Raw genomic sequence first — 19841 nt, 5'->3', positions numbered from 1 at the left:
CCCGCGCCTGCGGGCGGCGCGCGGGTCGCGTTGTGCGGCGTGCGTTCAACGCAGTCCTCCACACTCGAAACTGGAATCGAGGATGCGCAGGCACAGCTCGTCGAAGTCGATGCCCGCCTGCGCGGCGGCCTTGGGCACCAGCGAGTGGTCGGTCATGCCCGGGATCGTGTTCACCTCGATCAGGAAGTTCTCGCCATGTTCGTCCTGCAGGATGTCCACTCGTCCCCAGCCGCAACCCTCCAGCGTCGCGAAGGCGGCGATGGCCATGGACTGCAACTCCAGCAACGCGCTGGAATCCAGCGGCGGCGGGCAGATGTAGCCGGTATCGTCGGCCTCGTACTTGGCGTGGTAATCGTAGAAACCGCCCGGGGTGCGAATCTCCACCACCGGCAACGGCTCGTTGCCGAGGATCGCGACGGTGTACTCGCGTCCGCTGATCCACTGCTCCGCGAACACCTGCCCCGGCTGCAGCCGCGCGGCCTCGAAGGCGGCCGGCAGATCGGCCACCCGATCCACCCGTGTGATCCCCAGGCTGGAGCCGCCGCGCGCGGGCTTCACGATCAATGGCAGGCCCAGTGCATCGGCCACCGCGTCGGGGTCGAACCCCGGCGTGAGCAGACGATAGGGGGCGCTCGGCAGATTGCTCCCCGCCCACAGCCGCTTGCAGGCCAGCTTGTCCATGCCCAATGCGGAACCGAGCACGCCGGTCCCGGTGTAAGGCATGCCCGCCATGTCCAGACAGCCCTGCAGGGTCCCGTCCTCGCCGCACTCCCCGTGGAGCACGATGAAGACCCGGTCGACGTTCTCCAGGGCCAGGCAGCGCGCCGTCTCGCGGGTCAGGTCCAGGGGATGGGCATCGACACCCTGGCGCTGCAGTGCCGCCAGCACCGCCTGACCACTGTGCAGCGAGACTTCGCGCTCGCCAGACCAGCCACCCATCAGGACCGCGACACGGCCATAATCTTCTGCACTTCGCTTGCTCATGCCGTTCCCTCGCTTGCCTCGTGCGTAGCCCCTGGCCGACCCAGGACCCGGACCTCGGGCTCCAGGTGCACCCCGAACTGCCGCTGCACCTCGTCCTGGGCATGACGCAGCAACCATTCGATATCGGCGGCGCGCGCGCTGCCGTCGTGGGTGATGAAATTCGCGTGCTTGGGGGAGATCTCCGCCGCCCCGTGGCGCAGTCCCTTCAGACCGGCGGCCTCGACCAGGCGCGCGGCGTGATCGCCCTCCGGGTTGCGGAACACCGACCCGCAGGACGGCAACCCCAGCGGCTGCTTCGCGGATCGTTCGCGCAGCAACTCGCGGATGCGCCGGGTCCCGACGTCAGGGTCACCCGCGGCCAGCTGCAACACGCAGCCGGTGAACCACTCCGCCTCGGGGCCGTGAACACTGCGGTAGCCGATCGTGTAGTCCGCGGGAGTGCGGGTATGCAGTTCGCCGCGCGCATCCACCGTGGAGACCGCCTCTACCAGTGGCCAGATCTCGCCACCCCAGGCGCCGGCGTTCATCCGCAGCGCGCCGCCCACGGTCCCGGGGATGCCGGCCAGGAACTCGGCCCCGACCAGCCCCTCGCGGGCCCCGAAACGCGCGGCCTGGGCGCAGGCCAGCCCGGCCCCAAGCAGCAGGCGATCGCCCTCCAGGCGCCGGCGTTCGTTCAGCACTCCGGAAAGATGCACGACCAGGCCGTCCAGCCCGCCGTCACGAATCAGGACGTTGCTGCCCAGGCCGAGGAAGGTGACCGGCATCTGCGGCGCGTGCGTCGCGTGGTCGCGCAGGGCAGCGACCAGGTCGTCAAGGTCCGCCGGCTGGAACAGCCAGTCGGCCGGGCCGCCTGCGCGCCAGGAGGTCAGCCCGGCCAGCGGAACCTGCGCCTGCAACCGGCCACGCGTGGCCTGCGCGAACGGAGTCATCGGCGAGTCCACAGCGCGGGCAGCCATCATGATTCCTCCTCGCCGGCGGTTCCCAGCTGCTGCGGGAGCAGCCCGGCCAGACGGCCAATATCGCCGGCACCCTGGGCGAGCACGACATCGTCCGGCCGCAGCATCCCCGCGAGCACACCGATCACATCCTCTGCGCGCTCGACAAACACCGGCTCCACCCGCCCGCGCAGACGAATGGCGCGCGCCAGGCTGCGGCCATCGGCGCTGGGGATCGGGTCCTCCCCGGCGGCATACACCTCGAGCAGGATCAGGACATCGGTCTCGGACAGGGCCTCGGCGAAGTCCTCGAACAGATCACGCGTGCGGGTATAACGATGGGGCTGGAAGATGGTGATCCGGCGGCGACCGGGCCAGGCATCGCGCGCGGCCGCCTGAGTGGCAGCAATCTCGCGCGGGTGATGGCCATAGTCGTCGACCAGGGTCAGGGCCCCCTGTGCGGTCCGCAGCTCCTGCACCTGGAAGCGCCGCCCAATACCCTGGAAGCGCGCCAGCGCGGCCTGGATCGCCTCGGGGGCGACCTCCAGCTCGTGCGCGACAGCCGCCGCCGCCAGGGCATTGAGCACGTTGTGGCGCCCGGGCAGGTTCAGCGTCACCGGGAACGCAGCCTGACCGGGCAACGCGAGGTCGAAGTACATGCGCACGCCTTCCTGGCGCACATTCAGGGCGCGCACGTCGGCGTCCTGTTCGATGCCGTAGGTCAGGCGCGGGCGCTCCAGTTCCGGGTACAGATCACGCACCTGCGGGTCGTCGGCGCACAGCACGGCAATGCCGTAGAACGGCAGGTGGTGGAGGAATTCCAGGAAGGTCGCCCGCAGCTGGCCAAAGTCGTTGCCATAGGTCCCCAGGTGATCGGCATCGATATTGGTCACGATGCTGATCATCGGCTGCAGATGCAGGAAGGACGCGTCACTCTCGTCGGCCTCGGCCACCAGATAGTCCCCGGCGCCGAGATTCGAGTGGCTCGCCGTGCTGTTCAGGCGTCCGCCAATCACAAACGTCGGGTCCATCCCCGCCTCCGCCAGCACACTGGCGACCAGGCTGGTGGTCGTGGTCTTGCCATGGGTCCCGGCGACCGCGATGCCATAGCGAAAGCGCATCAGTTCGGCCAGCATCTCGGCGCGGCGCACGATCGGGATGCCGCGCCGACGCGCCTCCTGGACCTCGGGGTTGTTCGGATTGATCGCACTGGAAACCACCAGCACGTCGGCATCGGCCACGTTCGATTCGGTATGGGCCGCCACCACCGGGATACCCATGCCCTTCAGGCGTTCGACCATCGCCGACTGCCCGAGATCGGATCCGGAGACCTGATATCCCAGTTGATGCAGGACCTCGGCGATCCCGCTCATGCCGGACCCCCCGATCCCCACACAATGGATCCGGCGGATACGACGCATCGCATGGCGTGGCAGGCGCGGGGCATTCATGACGATCCCTCCCGGCGGGCGCCCGCCATTTCCATGCAGGCGTCGGCCAGGCGCCGTGCGGTGTCGGGGCGGGCCTGTGCGCGGGCCAGCAAGGCACGCGCACGCAGGACCTCGCGGTCCAGCGGGGCGACCAGCTCGTAGACCCGCTGAGCGTCCAGCTCGGCATCCGCGACCCGCCAGGCGGCACCGGATTGCACCAGGGCCTCGGCATTCGCGGTCTGATGATCGTCCACCGCATGTGGATAGGGCACGAAGATCGCCGGCACGCCGGCCGCGGCCACCTCGGCCACGGTGAGCGCCCCGGCGCGGCAGATCACCAGGTCCGCCCAGGCATAGGCCGCGGCCATGTCTTCGATAAAGGCGCTGATCTCCGCCTCCAGACCTGCCTCCGCATAGGCGGCCTGGGCCTCGTCGAGGGTGCGCTCGCCCGCCTGGTGACGGATGTTCAGCGGCTGCTCCACGGCCACGCGCGCCAGTCCCGCGGGCAGCGTGCGATTGAGCGAACGGGCGCCCAGGCTGCCGCCCAGGACGAGGAGGTTCAGGGCGCCCTCGCGCTCGTCGAAACGCGCCTCCGGCGCCGGAAGTTCCGCAATCGCGGCGCGCACCGGGTTGCCCACCACCGTGACCGCCACCCGCTCGGGGAAACTGTGCTCGAAGCCGGCGTAGACCCGGTCCGCCACCTTCGCCAGCCAGCGATTGGTGAGACCGGCCACGGCGTTCTGTTCGTGGATTGCCAGCGGCCGGCCCATGGCGGCCGCCATTAGTCCCCCGGGGCCGGCGGCAAACCCACCAAAGCCAATCACGGCGTCCGGGCGCAGACGCGTCATCAGACCCAGGGCGGCCCACAGCGAAATGCCGAGCCGCCAGGGTGCGAGTGCCAGCCCGACCAGGCCCTTGCCGCGGATGCCGGCGATTGGAAGCGTATGCAGCTCGATCCCGGCCGCCGGCACCAGCCGCGATTCCACGCCGCGGGCCGTGCCCAGCCAGCGCACCTCGGCACCGCGTTCCCGCAGCAGGGTGGCCACTGCCAGGCCCGGGAACACATGGCCCCCGGTGCCGCCGGCCATAATCAGGATGCGCGGGGCCCTCATGCGGCACCCCCACGCCGGCGGCGCGCCGGGGGTGCGGCGCGCGGGGCCGGCACCTGGGCCTCGCGGTACACGCGCATCACCAGGCCGATAGCCGCCAGCGAGACGATCAGCGAACTGCCGCCGTAACTGAGAAACGGCAGGGTCAGGCCCTTGGTCGGAAGCAGCCCCATGTTCACCGCGAGGTTCAGGAACGCCTGCAGGCCCATCCAGATGGCCACGCCAAAGGCCAGATGCGAGCCGAAGGCGTGCCCTGCGCGCTCGGCGTACAAACCGATCTGGATGCAGCGCCAGACCAGGACTCCGAACAGCGCGATGAGGGCCACCACACCGACGAAGCCGAACTCCTCGGCAAACACCGCGAACAGGAAGTCGTTGTGCGCCTCGGGCAGGTAAAAGAGCTTCTGCACACTGTTGCCGAGCCCGGCCCCGAACCAGCCGCCGGAGCCGATCGCGATCAGCGACTGGGTCAGCTGGAAACCGGTGGCAAACGGATCCTGCCAGGGATCGAGGAACGCCGTCAGGCGCGCCACGCGGTATGGCGCCGCGACCGCGACGACCGCCATCCCCGCCGCGATGGTGCCCGCCAGCGCGGCGAACTGCCAAAGCTTCGCACCGGCCAGGAACAGCATGCCCATGCCAATCGCCAGCATGATCGCGGCGCCGCCGAAGTCGGGCTGCAGCAACAGCAGGATGGTGCCCACCCCAAGCACGATCAGCGGGCGGATAAAACCGAGGAAGTGCAGGCGGAGCGTCGAATAGTGACGCACGATGTAACCGGCGAGGTACATCACCACCAGCAGCTTCACCAGCTCGGCGACCTGCAGGTTGAACATCCCCAGCGGGATCCAGCGGGTCGCGCCGTTGACCGTGCGCCCGACACCCGGGATCAGCACGGCGATCAGCAACGCCATCACCAGGATCAGCAGCCACGGCCCGGAACGTTCCCAGCGCGCCAGCGGGACCACCCAGAGGAAGGTCGCCACCGCAAGCCCGATGGCGGCGAAGATGACCTGGCGCTGGAAAAAGTGCCAGGTGTTGCCGAAATAACGTTCGCCCAGCCCCATGGAGGCGGACGCGACCATCACCAGGCCGATCCCCAGCAGGATCGCCGCGACGGCGAGCAGGGGCAGGTCCACATGGTCGCGCAGGCCGGCGACGAGGCCGCGATCCGGGAGTCCGAGGCGGGTGCTGGAGATACTCATGCTGCCAGCTCCCGCACCGCGTGCGCGAAGTCGTCGCCGCGCGCCTGATAATTCGGGTACATGTCCAGGCTGGCGCAACCGGGCGACAGCAGGACGGTATCCCCGGGTTCCGCCCAGGCAGCGGCCTGCTCAACCGCGGCGGCCATATCGTCCACGCGTTGGACCGGAACCACGGAGGCCAGGGCCCGGGCGATCGCCGGTGCGTCCTCGCCGAGCAGCACCACACCACGGACCTTGCCCGGGACGTAATCGGCCAGCGGCGTAAAGTCCTGCCCCTTGCCCTGCCCGCCCGCGATCAGCACCAGCGGCCCGGGCGTACCACGCAGGGCCGCCAGGGTCGCGCCGACATTGGTGCCCTTGGAGTCATTGATGTAGGCGACACCGCCCACTTCGGCAATCCACTGCGAGCGATGCGGCAGACCGGCGAACTCGGCCAGGGCCGCCATGGCGCGTGCGCGCGGCGCGCCCGCCTCCAGCCACGGCCAGACCAGGGCAAGCGCGGCCAGGGCGTTGGCCCAGTTGTGCTGTCCACGCAGACGCAGATGGCCGGTCGAGAGAAGGACCTGGTCACCGCGCACCAGGTCCGGAGCATCCGCGCTGGACGGGCGCACCCCGAAATCGTCCGGGCCGGCCGGCGCATCGAGACCGAAGGAGATCACCTTCAGACCCGGCGGCAGGGTGATCTCGCGCAGCCAGGCGTCCTCGCGGTTCAACACACCGCGCTCGGCGCGATTCAGGATGCGGGCCTTGGCACGCACATAGGCATCCAGATCGGCGTAGCGATCCAGGTGATCAGGCGAGATATTCAGGATGGCGGCGGCCGCTGGCGCCAACATGTCGCTGCGCTCCAGCTGGAAGCTGGACAGCTCCAACACGTACAGGTCCGGGGCCTGCTCCAGCAGGTCCAGCGCCGGAGTGCCGTAGTTACCACCCACCGCCACCCGCAGGCCGGCGGCGCGCAGCAACTCGCCGACCAGCGCGGTCACCGTGCTCTTGCCGTTGGAGCCGGTAATCGCGATGACTGGGGCGTCCGCCTGCTCGCCGAACAGGTCGATGTCTCCGGTCAGGCGGGCACCGGCGGCACGCGCCCGTTGCAGGACCGGGTGCTCCAGTGCGACCCCGGGCGAGACGATGATGCGGGCAAAGCCCGAGGCGTCCAGTCGATCCAGCGGCCCGACCCAGGCATCGGCCAGCCAGGCCTTGGCACCCTCGGTCTCCAGCGCGGCCGGCGCCACGCGGGTATCGGTGATCGCGAACGGCTGCCCCTGCGCACGCAGGAAGCGGGCAACCGACACGCCGGTCGCCCCCAGGCCCACGATCAGGTTGTTGTCGCCGGTTCGCGTCATGGGATCAGCGCACCTTCAGGGTCGCAAGACCAATAAGAACGAACACCACGGTCAGGATCCAGAAACGCACGATCACGCGCGGCTCCGGCCAGCCCTTGAGTTCGAAGTGGTGGTGCAGCGGCGCCATGCGGAAGATTCGCCGCCCAGTGAGCTTGAAAGAGGCGACCTGGAGCATCACCGAAAGCGTCTCCAATACGAAAATGCCCCCCATGATCAGCAACACGATCTCCTGACGGGTGATGATCGCCAGCATGCCCAGGGCCGCGCCCAGCGCGAGCGCCCCGACGTCGCCCATGAAGACCTGCGCCGGGTAGGTGTTGAACCACAGGAATCCCAGCCCGGCGCCGACCAGGGCGGAGGTAAAGATCACCACCTCGCCCACGCCGGGTACCGCCGGAATACCGAGATAGTCGGCGAATACCGCATGGCCCGCCGCGTAGGCGAACACGCCCAGGGCGCCGGCCACCAGTACCGCCGGCATGATCGCCAGGCCATCCAGCCCATCGGTCAGGTTCACGGCATTGGAGGACCCCACGACCACCAGCCAGACCAGCGGGATGAACAGCCAGCCCAGGCTGAACTGGATGTCCTTGAACACCGGCAGGTAGAAGGTCGTCTCCACCGGCCCCTGCGCGGTGTACATGATCACCCCCGCGGCGATCAGGGCGAACAGCGTCTGCCACAGGAGCTTGGCGCGCGCCGAGAGGCCCTTGCTGTTGCCATAGCGCAGCTTGAGGTAGTCATCCCAGCCGCCCACCGCGCCGAACGCCAGGGTGGTCAGCAGCACGAGCCAGACGAAGCGGTTGGTCAGATCGCTCCACAGCAGGGTCGCCGCCGCCACCGCCACCAGAATCAGGGCACCACCCATGGTCGGCGTGCCGGCCTTGGTCAGGTGCGACTCGGGACCGTCATCGCGGATCTGCTGGCCGACATTGCCGACCGTCAGGCGGCGGATCATCGCCGGCCCGATCAACAGCGCGATCGCCAGTGCGGTCACCACCCCGAGGATGGCGCGAACGGTCAGGTACTGAAAGACCGTGAAGCCGGAATAGAACTGGCTCAGGTATTCAGTCAGCGCGTACAGCATTCGCTACCTCCGGCGCTGACGAGGCCAGGTCCAGCCCCTCGATGATCTGTTCCATGTGCTGGCTGCGCGAGCCCTTTACCAGGACCGTGGTGCCCTCCCCCAGGAGGTCCTCCAGGCGTGAGCGCAGCGCGGCGTGGTCGGCAAACCACTCGCCGCCGTCGCCAAAGCCCTCGGCGCTGTCGCGCGCGGCATCGCCCAGCGCCAGGCAGTGTTCGATACCCACCGCGCGGGCCAGGTGCCCGGTTTCCCGGTGCAACGCCGGCGTGGCGGCGCCCAGTTCACCCATGGCACCCAGCACCAGGATGCGCCGACCGGGCATCGCCGCCAGCACCTCGAGCCCGGCCCGCAGCGAGTCCGGATTGGCGTTGTAGCTGTCGTCCCAGATCCGCGCGCCGCTGACGTGCCACAGCTCCTGCAGACGGCCGCGCACCGGCTTCCAGCGGGTGAGCCCGTCGACGATTCGGTCAATCCCGATACCGACCGCGTTCGCCGCGGCCGCGGCCGCCACGGCATTGGCCGCGAGATGGCGGCCGGGGCCGGCCAGGCGCAGATCGCGCCCGGCGCCGAGGATGGCCAGTCGCAGCCGGTCCGGAGCCTGCCACATCCCCTCGACCTCGCCGCCACCCTCCAGCGAGAAGCGCTGGCAGTGGTGATGCTCGTTCAGCGACAGCCAGTAGTCGGCAAACGGATCATCCAGATTGATGACCGCGGTGCCGCCCTGGGCCGGGAGGCCGGAGTAGATCTCGGCCTTGGCATGGGCGACGCCCTCAAGGCTGCCGAAGCCCTCGAGATGGGCGCGACCGGCATTGGTGATCATGGCGACCTGCGGTTCGACCCAGCGTGCCATGCGGCCGATCTCACCGGCATGATTGGCGCCCAGTTCGATGACCGCGTAGTCGATTTCACAGGGCATCGCCAGCAATGTCAGCGGCGCGCCGATCTCGTTATTCAGGTTGCCTGCGGTGGCATGCACCGACCCCACCCCCTCAAGGATGCAACGGAGCATCTCCTTGGTGGTGGTCTTGCCATTGGAGCCGGTCAGGGCAATCACCCGCGCGCGGCTCTGGCGCCGCCAATGGCGGCCCAGGCGGCCCAGGGCCTCGCGGGTATCGGCCACGATGATCTGCGGCTGTGGCACATCGAGCGCCCGCTCCACCAGCAGCACGGCCGCCGGCAGGTCGGCACCGACCTGTGCGTGGGCATCGAAATTCGGCCCCTTCAACGCGATGAACAGCGCTCCCGGGCGCGGCTCGCGAGTGTCCGTAAACACGCCCTCGAAGGCCGTGTCGGGGGCCCCTTGCAGGCGCCCATGGACCGCCTCGGCCAATTCCTGGCTGGTCATTCGAATCATTGTCCCTCCCCCCTGATCGCGCGGTCCTGGCCACGCCTGTCCTGCGGGTGCCGGCACGCCCGGGCCTGCACCTGTTCGCGGTCGCTGAACGGATAGCGCTGACCGCGGATCTCCTGGGTCGTCTCGTGACCCTTACCGGCCACCAGCACCACATCCCCGGCAACGGCCTCGGCCAGCGCACTGGCAATCGCCGTTGCGCGATCGCCAATCTCGTGGCATTCGGCGGAATCGGCGCAACCGGCAAGGATCTCGGCGCGGATTTCGGCCGGGTCTTCTCCGCGCGGGTTGTCATCGGTCACGAAGATCACGTCGGCCTCCCGGCAGGCCACCTGGCCCATTGCCGGGCGCTTGCCGCGATCGCGATCGCCGCCGCAGCCGAACACCACGCTCAGGTGCCCGCGCACATGGGGTCGAAGCGCCTGCAGTGCAGCCTCCAGGGCCTGGGTGGTATGTGCGTAATCGACCACCGCCAAGGCCCCGTTAGCGAGCGGGAAGCGCTCCATGCGGCCGGGGACGCCGGGGAGTTCGGCGACTGCTGCGATCGCCTCCTCGCGCTCTACCCCGAGGCCCTGCAGGGTGGCGAGCGTCGCCAGTAGATTGCCGACCTGGAACAGGCCGAACAGGGTGGAACGAACCGGATAGGCCCGGCCGGCGGCCTCGAGGGTGAAACGCAGCCCTTCGGCAGTGGCCTCCACGTCTCGGGCGCGCAGATCGGCGGGTGCGCCCAGGGCACTGTAGGTCAGGGCCTGAACGCCCGCCGGCAGATACTCCACGACCTGGCGTCCAAAGGCATCATCGATATTCAGGACCGCCGTTTGCAGGCCAGGCCAGACAAACAGCCGCGCCTTGGCTGCCGCATACGCCTCCTGACTACCGTGGAAATCGAGATGATCGGAGCTCAGTCGGGTGAGCACACCGACGCTGATCGGGGCTCCGGCGAGGCGCCCTTGTGCCAAACCGTGCGAGGAGGCCTCCAGCGCCACGGCACCACAACCGGCCGCGGCCAGCTCGGCCAGGTGGCGATGCAGATCCAGTACACCCGGGGTCGTGTGTCCGGTATCCACCAAGTGGCCCGGTCGCCCGACGCCGAGCGTGCCGATCAGACCGGTGGGCCGACCCACGGTCTCCAGGGCCAACGCGATCAGGTGCGTGACCGAGGTCTTGCCGTCGGTACCGGTCACCGCCACCAGCGGGGCCGCCTCCGGCCAGCTACCGAACAATCCGCGCGCCATCTGCGGCAGCCGTTCCCGCAGGCCCGGCACATGGAGCATCGGCACAGCAGGGAATGTGTCCGGGGTTCCGGCCTCGTCCCACAGGATCACGCCGGCACCCCGTGCCACGGCATCGGCCGCATGCGCCAGCCCATGGCCGTGCGTGCCGGCCAGGGCCACAAAGGCTGTGCCGGGCGCGACCCGGCGGCTATCCTGAACCAGGTCGGCGACCGGCAAGTCCGCCAGGTCGGGGCGCAGGAGATCGGCCGGCAACAAATCGCCCAGCACCGGTCCCGCCCCGCCTCGGGTATCACGGGCGGCCATCATGTCGTCCCCTCGTGATCCGCGGCCAGGCGCATGGGGACCTCCGGCATCGCGTCCGGGCGCACGTTGAACATGCGCAGGGCCGAACCGACGACATTACGGAACACCGGCGCCGCGACCGCCCCACCGTAGTAGACGCCGGCATCCGGCTCGTCGATCACCACGGCCATGACAAAACGCGGATCGGAGGCCGGGGCCAGACCGACGAAACTCGAAAAATAGCGGTCCTCGGTATAACCGCCCGGACCGCTCTTGCGGCTGGTGCCGGTCTTGCCGGCCACGCGGTAACCGTCGATCGCCGCCTGGCGCGCGGTGCCCTCGGTACCGATCACATGTTCCATCATTGCCAGCACCTGGCGGGCAGTACGCGGAGTCATCACCTGCGCCGACTCGCGCAGATCGTCGGCGGTGCGCACCAGACGCACCGGCAACCGCTCGCCGTCATTGGCAAAGGCGGTGTAGGAGGCCGCCATCTGCAACGGCGACAGCGACAGCCCGTAGCCATAACCGAGCGTGGCCTGTTCGACCTCGCGCCAGGTGGTGAAATCGCGCAGACGCCCCGTGGCCTCGCCCGGGAAATGGGTACCCAACGCCTGCCCGAAGCCCGCCTGATGCAGGGTCTTCCAGAAACGATCCGCGGGGGTATCCAAAGCCAGCTTTGTGGCCCCGACATTGCTCGAACGGGCGATCAGGGTGGTGAGGTCGATCGTCCCGTAGTCGCGCAGATCGCGCACGGTCAGGCGCCCCACCCGCATGGTGCCGGGGCCGGTCTCCAGCGTGGTGTTGGCATCCACCACACCGGCATCCAGGGCGGCCGCCACGGTAAACGGCTTCAGCACCGACCCGGGCTCCATGGTATCGGTGATGGCCCGGTTGCGGGCGCGATCGGAACGGATAGCACCGCGATTGTTCGGGTTGAATCCGGGCTGATTGACCAGCGCCAGGATCTCGCCGCTGCGGGCGTCCAGAAGGACAGCGGAGCCGCCACGGGCATTGTGTTCGGCGACCGCGGTCTTCAGTTCGCGGTACGCCAGATATTGCAGGCGCTGATCCAGGGTCAGGGCCAGGGTGTTGCCGTCACGCGCGGGGCGGATACTGGCGACATCACGGATACTGCGTCCATAGCGGTCGCGCAGCACCCGCTTGGCGCCCGGATGACCGGACAACCACTGGTCAAAGGCCAGTTCCACGCCCTCCTGGCCCTGATCGTCGATATTGGTATAGCCCAGCACATGCGAGGTGGCCTCGCCATGCGGGTAATAACGCCGGAATTCGCGGGTCAGGCCGACGCCCTGGATGCGCAGGGCCGCTACGCGCTCGGCCTGATCCGGCAACATTTGGCGGCGCAGGTAGATGAATTCGCGCGAGGCACGCGCCTCGATACGCTCCGCCAGCCAGTCCGGTTCCACCTCCAACGCCGCGGCCAAATCCGGCCAGCGCTCGCGCTGGCCCATCAAGTCCTGCGGGTTGGCCCAGGCGGTCTGCACCGGGGCCGAAATGGCCAGGGGTTCGCCGTGACGGTCGGTAATCATGCCGCGGTTCGCGGACTCGGTCAGGGTGCGCACCTGGCGCTGCTCGCCCTGCTTGGTCAGGAAGTCGCGCTCCAGGACCTGCAGATCGACGGCGCGCAACAGCAACGCGGCGCTCGCGACGGCGAACACGGCGATCACGACCTTCAGACGGCCACCACTGATCTGCCGCTTCAGCGCGCCCACGAGCGACCCCCGATCACCACGATGCGATCCGAATCGGGCTGAATCATGTCGAGACGCTCGCGCGCCTGCTCCTCGACCCGGCCCTGGGTCGCCCAGGTCGATTGCTCGATCTGCAACTGCGTCCACTCGAGATTCAGGACATCGCGCTGGCTCAATGCCTGCTGCTGGTCGATAAAGGCCTGGCGCGACTCATGCTTGGCCGCCACCACCCCTACCGCCGAGGCAAACACCCCGGTTGCCAGCGCCACCGCCAGGAGCCCGCGCGCAACCATCAGAGTCGCTCCCCGACACGCAGCACGGCCGAGCGCGAACGCGGATTGATGCGCTGCTCCTCGCGATCGGCATGGATCGGCTTGCCGACCGGGCGCAGCTTGCGCTCCGGCTCCTCCGGCATCACCGGAAGGCCGCGCGGCAGGCGCACGCTGGACACCGGCTTGCGCAGGGCCTGCTTTACCAGTCGGTCTTCCAGTGAATGGAAGCTGATCACCACCAGCCGCGCACCAGGCGGGAGCACATCGGGGATCGTCGCCAGCCACTGCTCCAGCTCGGACAGCTCCTCGTTCACGAAGATGCGCAGCGCCTGGAAGGTTCGAGTGGCCGGGTGCTTTCCGGGCTCGCGTTTCGGGACCGCACGGCGAACGATTTCGGCCAGTTCGCCGGTGCGGCTAAGCGGTGCCTCGGTGCGTGCAGCCACAATGGCCCGGGCAATGCGCCGCGAGTGGCGCTCCTCGCCGTATTGATAGATCACATTCGCGATCTCGGTCTCGTCGGCCCGCGCCAGCCACTCCGCCGCGCTCTCGCCGCTGTTCGGATCCATGCGCATGTCCAGCGGGCCGTCGTGCTGAAAACTGAATCCGCGCTCGGGCGTATCCAGCTGGGGCGAGGACACGCCCAGGTCCAGAAAGACGCCGTCCGGACCCCGGTCCGGCGAACGCCGTTCCAGCGTGGCGGCCATGGTCGAGAACGGCGCGGCCTCGAAGGCAAAACGCGGGTCATCGGCAAACGAGGCGGCCGCCGTGGCGGCCTCCGGATCGCGATCCATGGCCAGCAGCCGGCCGTCCGGGCCCAGGCGATCCAGGATCGCCCGGCTGTGCCCACCGCGGCCGAAGGTGCCATCGACGTAGAAGCCGTCAGCGCGCACGGCCAGGCCCTCCAGCACCGCGTCGCGCAGCACCGGGATGTGGGAGACGGCTTCCATGTCCGTCACAACGCGATGGACTCGAGCGCTTCATCATCCACGTCACCCCCCAGCACCTGGGCGCAGGTCTCCTCCCAGGCGGCCTCGCCCCAGATCTCGAACTTCTTGCCCTGGCCCAGCAGCACCACCCGCTTTTCCAGGCCGGCGTACTGACGCAGGGGCGGAGGCAGCAACAGGCGGCCGCTGCCGTCCAGCTCGCACTCGGTGGCATGGCCCACCAGCAGGCGCTGCAGATTGCGCACCTTGGGATTCATGTTGGGGCGGGACATCAGGTTCTGCTCAATGCGCTCCCACTCGGGGAACGGGTACAAGAGCAGGCAGCGGGAGGGATCAACCGTGATCACCAGCTGACTGTTGCAGCTCGCAGCGAGGTCGTCGCGATACCGCGCCGGCATGGCCAGGCGGCCCTTCGCATCCAGATTGAGCTGGCTAACGCCTCGAAACATCGCTGATAACGGTGGTTACCCACCTTTCCCCACTTTGACCCACTTTCCGACACTATAGGTACGGGCATCCTCCAGAGTCAAGAAAATCGACCCCGAAAAACGAAAAATAAGCGTTGAATCACAGAGACTTAGCGCATCCACCCCGAGGCGGACGAAAGAGCGGGGAGAAGGGTATTAAAAGCCTCGCGTTGAGGCTCAAACTTAATGCATCACCTTACAAGTTTGCCGCACACACAGCCGTGCACGCGCAGACCGGGGCGGCCGCGGGGGCTTGATCGTGGGAAAAAGTGGGAGCCGGCCGTAAGCCGGGTTCTGTCGAGGACAGTCATTCATCTGGGACGTCCGTCACCGGACGCCTCGAGCAGCCTACCCGGGTGCGATGCGGGCCACACCATGCACCCCTATTTGGCCTTGCTCCGGACGGGGTTTACCCTGCCACGAACTGTTACCAGTCGCGCGGTGCGCTCTTACCGCACCATTTCACCCTTACCTGTACCCGGCGAACCGGACCATCGGCGGTGTATTTTCTGCGGCACTTTCCGTCGGCTCGCGCCGCCCAGGCGTTACCTGGCGTCCTGCCCTATGGAGCCCGGACTTTCCTCCACATCCGAGGATGCAGCGACTGCCTGGCCGACTCCCGCGCTCCTTGTACGCCGCCGCGCGCGCGAACGCAAGACTCCGCAAGGGCCTGGCCGGCACGGGCCTTGCTGGCCGCGAAGCGCACGAAGGCACGAAGAAGGCAAAAGCGATGTACAGAAAACCCGAGAGACCGGAAGAAAACTGAGCTCGGCCACTAACAGCATTATTCGAGCGATACGGCAAGCACCCAACCACCCCCGCCCACGATTAGTTGCTTCCCGCCCGCCCCGCCTTCCCGTCGATGGCTTTTGACCTTGGCCTTCTTCCTGCCTTCGGGCGCTGCGTGGCAAATGAGAAGCCCTACCCGTCCGCGTCCTTGAGGGCCAGGGCGCGGGCGTAGACGCGGTTACGCGGCAGGTCGGTGGCATCGGAGAGCAGGCGGGCCGCGCGCTTGAGGGGGAGTTCGTGCAGCAGTGCCGCAAGCAGGCGCTCGTGCTCGTCGGACAGGGGCATGTCGGCCTCGCCCCCCGTGTCAGGCGCGGGCGCCGGCCCCAGGATCAGCACGAACTCGCCGCGGGTGCGGTTGTTGTCGGCATCCAGCCAGGCCGGCAGTTCGCCGGCGGGGCCGCGATAGTGTTCCTCGAACTGCTTGGTCAACTCCCGCGCCAGGAAGACCTCCCGCCCCGGTGCCAGCTGCGCCAGGTTGGCGGCGGCCGCGCGAACACGATGCGACGATTCGAACAGAATGGTGGTGACCGGCTGGACCAGCAATGCCTCCAGCCGCCGCTGGCGCGCCCCGGCGGCATGCGGCAGGAAGCCCTCGAAGCAGAAGCGGTCGGACGGCAGCCCGGCAACCGCCAGCGCAGCCAGAGGCGCACTGGGACCCGGTACGGCGCGCACATCCAACCCGGCCTCGCGCGCCGCCCTCACCAGCCGAAAACCCGGATCCGACACCAGCGGCGTGCCGGCATCGGAAATCAGCGCGACGGACTCCCCCGCCCTCAGCGCCTCCAGCAGCGAGGGAATACGCTCTGCCTCGTTATGCTCGTGCAGGCTGACCAGCGGCGTGTGCACGCCCAGATGGGCCAGCAGCCCGGCGCTGTGTCGCGTATCCTCCGCCGCAATGCGCTGCACCCGACCGAGGACCTCGCCCGCCCGCGGGCTCATATCTCCAAGATTACCAATCGGGGTAGCCACCACCCACAACGTGCCCCAGTTCGTTGACACGGCCTGATGCGCTTTCAATACTGACTCCTCATTCGCTGACGAACCGCTATCGTGACCCGAATCCCCGAACGCGCCGGGCATACCCGGCCCCTGTCCCGTCTTGCCCTGTTGCTGCTGGCCACGGCCATCGTGGTGGGCTGTGCCACGCCGCGCCCGGACCCGGAGCCGACCCCGGACGCCGAGGTGCGGCCGGACCTGGCCGAACTGCCTCCCGAGGTACGCGCCAGCCTGCTGTTGAGCGAGGCCCGCTCGCGGCCGGAGCCCGACCTGGTGCGCCGGGCCATCGAGGCCGTGCTAGCGCTCGATCCCGCGACGCCGGACCAGCTGAACCGGGCCGAAGCCCTGTGGGCCGAGCTTCCCGACGCCGCGCGGGACACCCAGGAAGCCCGCCTTCTGGGCGCGCGACTCGCAGCAGCGCAACGGGATTGGGAGCTCGCCCGCGAACGACTGGGTGCAGACGACCCGGACGACCCCACGCGGTCCCCGGAGGTCTATCGCCAGGGGCTTGCCCTGCACGCCCGGATGCTGGAACAGGAGAGCCAATGGTATCAGGCCCTGGACACCCGGCTGCGCCTGGACCGCCTGCTGATCATGGAGCCCGACACACACGCCGAGAATCAGCAGCGCATATGGGGGCTGCTCGCAGCCCTGCGCCCGGCCCAGCGCGACCGGATCGTGGGCAACCACCCGCCGGATGGGGATGCCTGGGTCAGCCTGTTCCGACTGCTGCGCGCCGCCGATACCGAGGAACAGGCGCACCTGGCCGCCGGATTGTGGCGCGAGCGCCATCCCGCGCATCCGGCCAACAGCCTGCTACCGGAACTCGTCGCCAGCCACCCGCTGGTCGCGGACGCGCCTGGGGACACCCTGGTGCTGCTGCCACTGTCGGGCGACCTGGCCGCACTGGGCAACGCCATACTCGACGGAATCACCCGCGCCTACTACGCGGAGGGTGGCGGCAACGGCCGGCTGATCGTGCGCGACACGCGCGGCGAGCCGGACGGCGCGGCCGCCCTGTACCGGCGTGGCGTGGACTCCGGCGTCGCGCGCATCATCGGTCCGCTGCGGCGTGAGTCGGTAAGCCAGGTGGCCGCTAGCGATCAGACCCTCCCGACCATCCTGCTGAACCGCACGGAAGTCTCGACCCCCAGCGAACTCACAACGCTGGCCTTGAATCCGGAAGAGGATGCCCGTGCGGTGGCCGACCGGGCGGCCCGCGCCGGCTGGCATCACCCGCTGGTGCTCCTGCCGGAAGGGGCCTTCGGCGATCGCGTGGCAAGTGCCTTCCGGGCGGCATTGGCCGACGAGGACCGGCGCCCGCGAGACGTCATTCGCATCCAGCCCAGCGCCGGGGAGCTGAACGCCACCATTGGCAATGCACTCGGCATCCAGCAGAGCGAGGCGCGCATTCGCGATGTGGCACGCCGGACCGGGCTGGAACTGGAAGGCGACCCTCAGGTGCGCGCGGATGTGGACCACATCTTCATTGCCGGCACGGCGCCGCAAGTTCGGCGCATCGTGCCGCATCTCCATTTCCACCGGGCCAGCCAGCTCCCGATGATGGCCACGCCCCATGTCTATTCCGGACGCCCGGATGCCAATCGCGACGCCGATCTCAACGGGATCGTGTTCCCCGATACCCCCCGGCTGTTCGACCGGGTGAGCCCACTGGCGGACGACGAACAAGCACGCGACGAGGCACTCCCCCGGTTTGTCGCCCTGGGCATGGACGCGATGCGCCTGAGCCTGCGCCAGGACGGGATTCGCAACGCCCCCCATCATCAGCTAACCGGCGGCGCTGGCACCTGGAGCCTGAACCCCTTCAACCACGAGTGGGTGAGAGAACCGGCCTGGGCGCGCTTCGAGGGCGGCGAGCCCCGACGCATCGACGTACACGCCGGAGGGTCCTGAGTGTTTCGCCCGGGTGCCTCGGGGCAGGCCGCCGAGAAGCGAGCCGCGGACTACCTGGAGGCACACGGGCTGCAGATCCGTGCGCGTAACGTCCGCCGCCCTTACGGCGAGCTCGACCTGGTCGCAATCGAGGACGATACCCTGGTGCTGGTGGAAGTACGCAAGCGCAGCCACCCGGGCTTTGGGGGCGGCGCGGAGAGCATCGACCGGCGCAAACGTGAACGCCTGTTGCGGGTGGCCGAGGCGTACCTGCAGGAAAGCGCCTGGAACGGCCCGGTCCGCTTTGATGTGATGACCCTGGATGGCCAGGACCGGATCGAGTGGCTGCAGGACGCCATCCAGGCATCCACCCCGTGAGCGCCCACCGATGACCCCTCTGGCTCGCGAACTGGAACAGCTCCTCGCGCCCGGCGATCGTCTGCTCGATCCCGCGGACTGCTGGACCTACGGTGCCGACAACTCGAAGCTGCATGCGGTGCCCGACGCCGTCGCCTTCCCACGGGACGCCGATATGGTGCGCGAGCTGGTGCGCCTTTGCCGGCGCCTCGGCGTGGCCCTGACCAGCCGCGGACGCGGCACGGGCACCACCGGTGCCGCGGTCCCGGACCATGGCGGGCTGGTGGTGTCATTCGAGCACATGAACCGCATCCTGGAGGTGGATCCGGACAATCGCTGGCTGATCGCGGAGCCGGGCGCCACCAACGGCGAGATCCAGCAGGCGGCAGGCGCCACGGGCTTCTTCTGGCCGCCGGACCCCACCAGTAGCGCCTATTGCACGCTCGGTGGCAATCTCGCCTATAACTCCGCCGGCCCGCACGCGGTCAAGTACGGCACCCCGCGTGACAACACCCTGGGCCTGTCCGGCGTCGCCGGAACCGGCGAGGCATTCCGCACCGGCGTCCATACCACCAAGGGCGTGGTGGGCTACGACCTCACCCGTCTGCTGATCGGATCCGAAGGGACCCTGGCCGTGCTCACCGAGGCCACGTTGCGCCTGACACCCAAGCCGGAGGCGACCCGGCTGATCCAGGCGGTCTACCGTGACGTCGGCGCCGCAGCCCGGGCCGTATCCCGGCTGATGGCGCGCGCCGAGGTCCCCTCGGCGCTGGAGTTCATGGACCATTCCGCGATCACGATGATCCGCGCCTACGCGCCGGATTGCCCCCTGCCCGCCGCTGCCGGCGCGATCCTGATGATCGAGACCGATGGCACCGAGGCCGGCATCGAGGCCACCACTGCCGGCATCCGGCGCGCGGCCGAGGGCGAAGGTTGCGTGCAGACCCTCAGCGCCGACACCCCGGCAGAGGCCCAGGCGCTCTGGGCCGTGCGCAAGGCCCTGTCACCGGCGTTACGCACGGTAGCGCCGAAAAAGATCAACGAAGACGTGGTCGTGCCGGTCTCGCGCATTCCCGACCTGATTGCCGGGCTCGACCGGCTGGCCGCGGAACACGCCATCAAGATCGTGAACTTCGGCCATGCCGGCAACGGCAACATTCATGTAAACCTGCTGGTGAACCCGGATGACCCGGCGGAACTCGCGGCGGCGGAGCGTTGCCTGGACGGCGTCTTCACCCTGGTGTTGTCGCTGGGCGGGACGCTCTCGGGCGAACACGGCATCGGGCTGGTGAAGCGACCCTATATCAGCCGGGAACTGGACCCGGTGGCACTGGGACTGATGGCCGGCATCAAGCGAACGTTCGACCCGGACAACATCCTGAACCCGGGCAAGGCGCCCGGACCCGCCTAGCCAAGTACCGGCGAAACAAGGCCTGAAAAAGAAAAG

Annotated in this window: 17 protein-coding genes and 1 other RNA gene; 3 read left to right on the top strand and 15 right to left on the bottom strand. The window is 68.7% G+C overall.

Annotated features, from left to right (window positions below; genetic code table 11):
* Nucleotides 1–45 precede the first annotated feature (45 nt).
* From TVD_RS02195 to rsmI, 15 genes are all read right to left on the bottom strand, one after another.
* Nucleotides 46–984: a D-alanine--D-alanine ligase gene (locus TVD_RS02195; protein ID WP_047250709.1), complete on the bottom strand. Its 939-nt coding sequence runs from the start codon at nucleotides 982–984 to the stop codon at nucleotides 46–48.
* A complete protein-coding gene (gene murB / locus TVD_RS02190; protein ID WP_047250708.1) occupies nucleotides 981–1943 on the bottom strand; it encodes a UDP-N-acetylmuramate dehydrogenase in 963 nt (320 codons plus the stop codon). Before murB ends, TVD_RS02195 begins: the two co-directional genes overlap by 4 nt.
* On the bottom strand, nucleotides 1940–3370 hold the full coding sequence (murC, locus tag TVD_RS02185; protein WP_047250707.1) for a UDP-N-acetylmuramate--L-alanine ligase: 1431 nt from the start codon (nucleotides 3368–3370) through the stop codon (nucleotides 1940–1942). Before murC ends, murB begins: the two co-directional genes overlap by 4 nt.
* Complete coding sequence (gene murG, locus TVD_RS02180) at nucleotides 3367–4461, bottom strand: undecaprenyldiphospho-muramoylpentapeptide beta-N-acetylglucosaminyltransferase (RefSeq protein WP_047250706.1); 1095 nt, start codon at nucleotides 4459–4461, stop codon at nucleotides 3367–3369. Before murG ends, murC begins: the two co-directional genes overlap by 4 nt.
* Complete coding sequence (ftsW, locus tag TVD_RS02175; RefSeq protein WP_019568157.1) at nucleotides 4458–5663, bottom strand: putative lipid II flippase FtsW; 1206 nt, start codon at nucleotides 5661–5663, stop codon at nucleotides 4458–4460. Before ftsW ends, murG begins: the two co-directional genes overlap by 4 nt.
* Nucleotides 5660–7009 (bottom strand): UDP-N-acetylmuramoyl-L-alanine--D-glutamate ligase, encoded by a 1350-nt coding sequence (murD, locus tag TVD_RS02170; RefSeq protein ID WP_047250705.1) that lies wholly within the window; start codon nucleotides 7007–7009, stop codon nucleotides 5660–5662. Before murD ends, ftsW begins: the two co-directional genes overlap by 4 nt.
* Before the next feature lie 4 nt (nucleotides 7010–7013).
* On the bottom strand, nucleotides 7014–8096 hold the full coding sequence (gene mraY, locus TVD_RS02165; RefSeq protein WP_047250704.1) for a phospho-N-acetylmuramoyl-pentapeptide-transferase: 1083 nt from the start codon (nucleotides 8094–8096) through the stop codon (nucleotides 7014–7016).
* Nucleotides 8077–9447: a UDP-N-acetylmuramoyl-tripeptide--D-alanyl-D-alanine ligase gene (locus tag TVD_RS02160; RefSeq protein WP_047251882.1), complete on the bottom strand. Its 1371-nt coding sequence runs from the start codon at nucleotides 9445–9447 to the stop codon at nucleotides 8077–8079. The genes mraY and TVD_RS02160 overlap by 20 nt, the downstream gene beginning before the upstream one ends.
* Nucleotides 9444–10985: a UDP-N-acetylmuramoyl-L-alanyl-D-glutamate--2,6-diaminopimelate ligase gene (locus TVD_RS02155; RefSeq protein ID WP_047250703.1), complete on the bottom strand. Its 1542-nt coding sequence runs from the start codon at nucleotides 10983–10985 to the stop codon at nucleotides 9444–9446. The genes TVD_RS02160 and TVD_RS02155 overlap by 4 nt, the downstream gene beginning before the upstream one ends.
* Nucleotides 10982–12697, bottom strand: coding sequence for a peptidoglycan D,D-transpeptidase FtsI family protein (locus TVD_RS02150; protein WP_047250702.1), 1716 nt, complete (start codon nucleotides 12695–12697; stop codon nucleotides 10982–10984). Before TVD_RS02150 ends, TVD_RS02155 begins: the two co-directional genes overlap by 4 nt.
* Nucleotides 12685–12969 (bottom strand): cell division protein FtsL, encoded by a 285-nt coding sequence (gene ftsL, locus TVD_RS02145; RefSeq protein WP_018176149.1) that lies wholly within the window; start codon nucleotides 12967–12969, stop codon nucleotides 12685–12687. Before ftsL ends, TVD_RS02150 begins: the two co-directional genes overlap by 13 nt.
* Nucleotides 12969–13895 (bottom strand): 16S rRNA (cytosine(1402)-N(4))-methyltransferase RsmH, encoded by a 927-nt coding sequence (gene rsmH, locus TVD_RS02140; protein ID WP_018144474.1) that lies wholly within the window; start codon nucleotides 13893–13895, stop codon nucleotides 12969–12971. The genes ftsL and rsmH overlap by 1 nt, the downstream gene beginning before the upstream one ends.
* Before the next feature lie 5 nt (nucleotides 13896–13900).
* Nucleotides 13901–14341, bottom strand: coding sequence for a division/cell wall cluster transcriptional repressor MraZ (gene mraZ, locus TVD_RS02135; protein ID WP_018144475.1), 441 nt, complete (start codon nucleotides 14339–14341; stop codon nucleotides 13901–13903).
* Between the two features lie 286 nt (nucleotides 14342–14627).
* An RNA gene (gene rnpB, locus TVD_RS13830) (RNase P RNA component class A) lies at nucleotides 14628–14979 on the bottom strand.
* A gap of 301 nt (nucleotides 14980–15280) precedes the next feature.
* Entirely contained in the window at nucleotides 15281–16117 is an 837-nt protein-coding gene (rsmI, locus tag TVD_RS02130) for a 16S rRNA (cytidine(1402)-2'-O)-methyltransferase (protein WP_082119138.1), read from the bottom strand.
* A gap of 81 nt (nucleotides 16118–16198) precedes the next feature.
* On the opposite strand from rsmI, the gene TVD_RS02125 reads away from it, so the two are divergent.
* The 3 genes from TVD_RS02125 to TVD_RS02115 are packed head-to-tail and all read left to right on the top strand — an operon-like array spanning nucleotide 16199 to nucleotide 19805.
* Nucleotides 16199–18058 (top strand): penicillin-binding protein activator, encoded by a 1860-nt coding sequence (locus TVD_RS02125; RefSeq protein WP_047250700.1) that lies wholly within the window; start codon nucleotides 16199–16201, stop codon nucleotides 18056–18058.
* Nucleotides 18059–18415 carry a YraN family protein gene (locus TVD_RS02120; protein ID WP_047250699.1) on the top strand — a complete coding sequence of 119 codons (357 nt, stop codon included), beginning with the start codon at nucleotides 18059–18061 and terminating at the stop codon, nucleotides 18413–18415.
* Between the two features lie 10 nt (nucleotides 18416–18425).
* Complete coding sequence (locus TVD_RS02115; protein WP_047250698.1) at nucleotides 18426–19805, top strand: FAD-binding oxidoreductase; 1380 nt, start codon at nucleotides 18426–18428, stop codon at nucleotides 19803–19805.
* Nucleotides 19806–19841 lie beyond the last annotated feature (36 nt).

Origin of the sequence: Thioalkalivibrio versutus, from assembly GCF_001020955.1 — a bacterium.
In the GTDB taxonomy this organism is placed as follows: Bacteria; Pseudomonadota; Gammaproteobacteria; order Ectothiorhodospirales; family Ectothiorhodospiraceae; genus Thioalkalivibrio; species Thioalkalivibrio versutus.
This window is presented reverse-complemented; position numbering and strand designations above follow the sequence as displayed.

Excerpts from the sequence above, each read along its gene's own strand:
- murG (WP_047250706.1), bottom strand. The coding sequence starts at position 4,461 with ATGAGGGCCCCGCGCATCCTGATTATGGCCGGCGGCACCGGGGGCCAT.
- murC (WP_047250707.1), bottom strand. The coding sequence starts at position 3,370 with ATGAATGCCCCGCGCCTGCCACGCCATGCGATGCGTCGTATCCGCCGG.
- mraY (WP_047250704.1), bottom strand. The coding sequence starts at position 8,096 with ATGCTGTACGCGCTGACTGAATACCTGAGCCAGTTCTATTCCGGCTTC.
- mraZ (WP_018144475.1), bottom strand. The coding sequence starts at position 14,341 with ATGTTTCGAGGCGTTAGCCAGCTCAATCTGGATGCGAAGGGCCGCCTG.
- TVD_RS02115 (WP_047250698.1), top strand. The coding sequence starts at position 18,426 with ATGACCCCTCTGGCTCGCGAACTGGAACAGCTCCTCGCGCCCGGCGAT.
- ftsW (WP_019568157.1), bottom strand. The coding sequence starts at position 5,663 with ATGAGTATCTCCAGCACCCGCCTCGGACTCCCGGATCGCGGCCTCGTC.
- TVD_RS02155 (WP_047250703.1), bottom strand. The coding sequence starts at position 10,985 with ATGATGGCCGCCCGTGATACCCGAGGCGGGGCGGGACCGGTGCTGGGC.
- murB (WP_047250708.1), bottom strand. The coding sequence starts at position 1,943 with ATGATGGCTGCCCGCGCTGTGGACTCGCCGATGACTCCGTTCGCGCAG.
- TVD_RS02160 (WP_047251882.1), bottom strand. The coding sequence starts at position 9,447 with ATGATTCGAATGACCAGCCAGGAATTGGCCGAGGCGGTCCATGGGCGC.
- rsmH (WP_018144474.1), bottom strand. The coding sequence starts at position 13,895 with ATGGAAGCCGTCTCCCACATCCCGGTGCTGCGCGACGCGGTGCTGGAG.
- ftsL (WP_018176149.1), bottom strand. The coding sequence starts at position 12,969 with ATGGTTGCGCGCGGGCTCCTGGCGGTGGCGCTGGCAACCGGGGTGTTT.
- murD (WP_047250705.1), bottom strand. The coding sequence starts at position 7,009 with ATGACGCGAACCGGCGACAACAACCTGATCGTGGGCCTGGGGGCGACC.
- TVD_RS02195 (WP_047250709.1), bottom strand. The coding sequence starts at position 984 with ATGAGCAAGCGAAGTGCAGAAGATTATGGCCGTGTCGCGGTCCTGATG.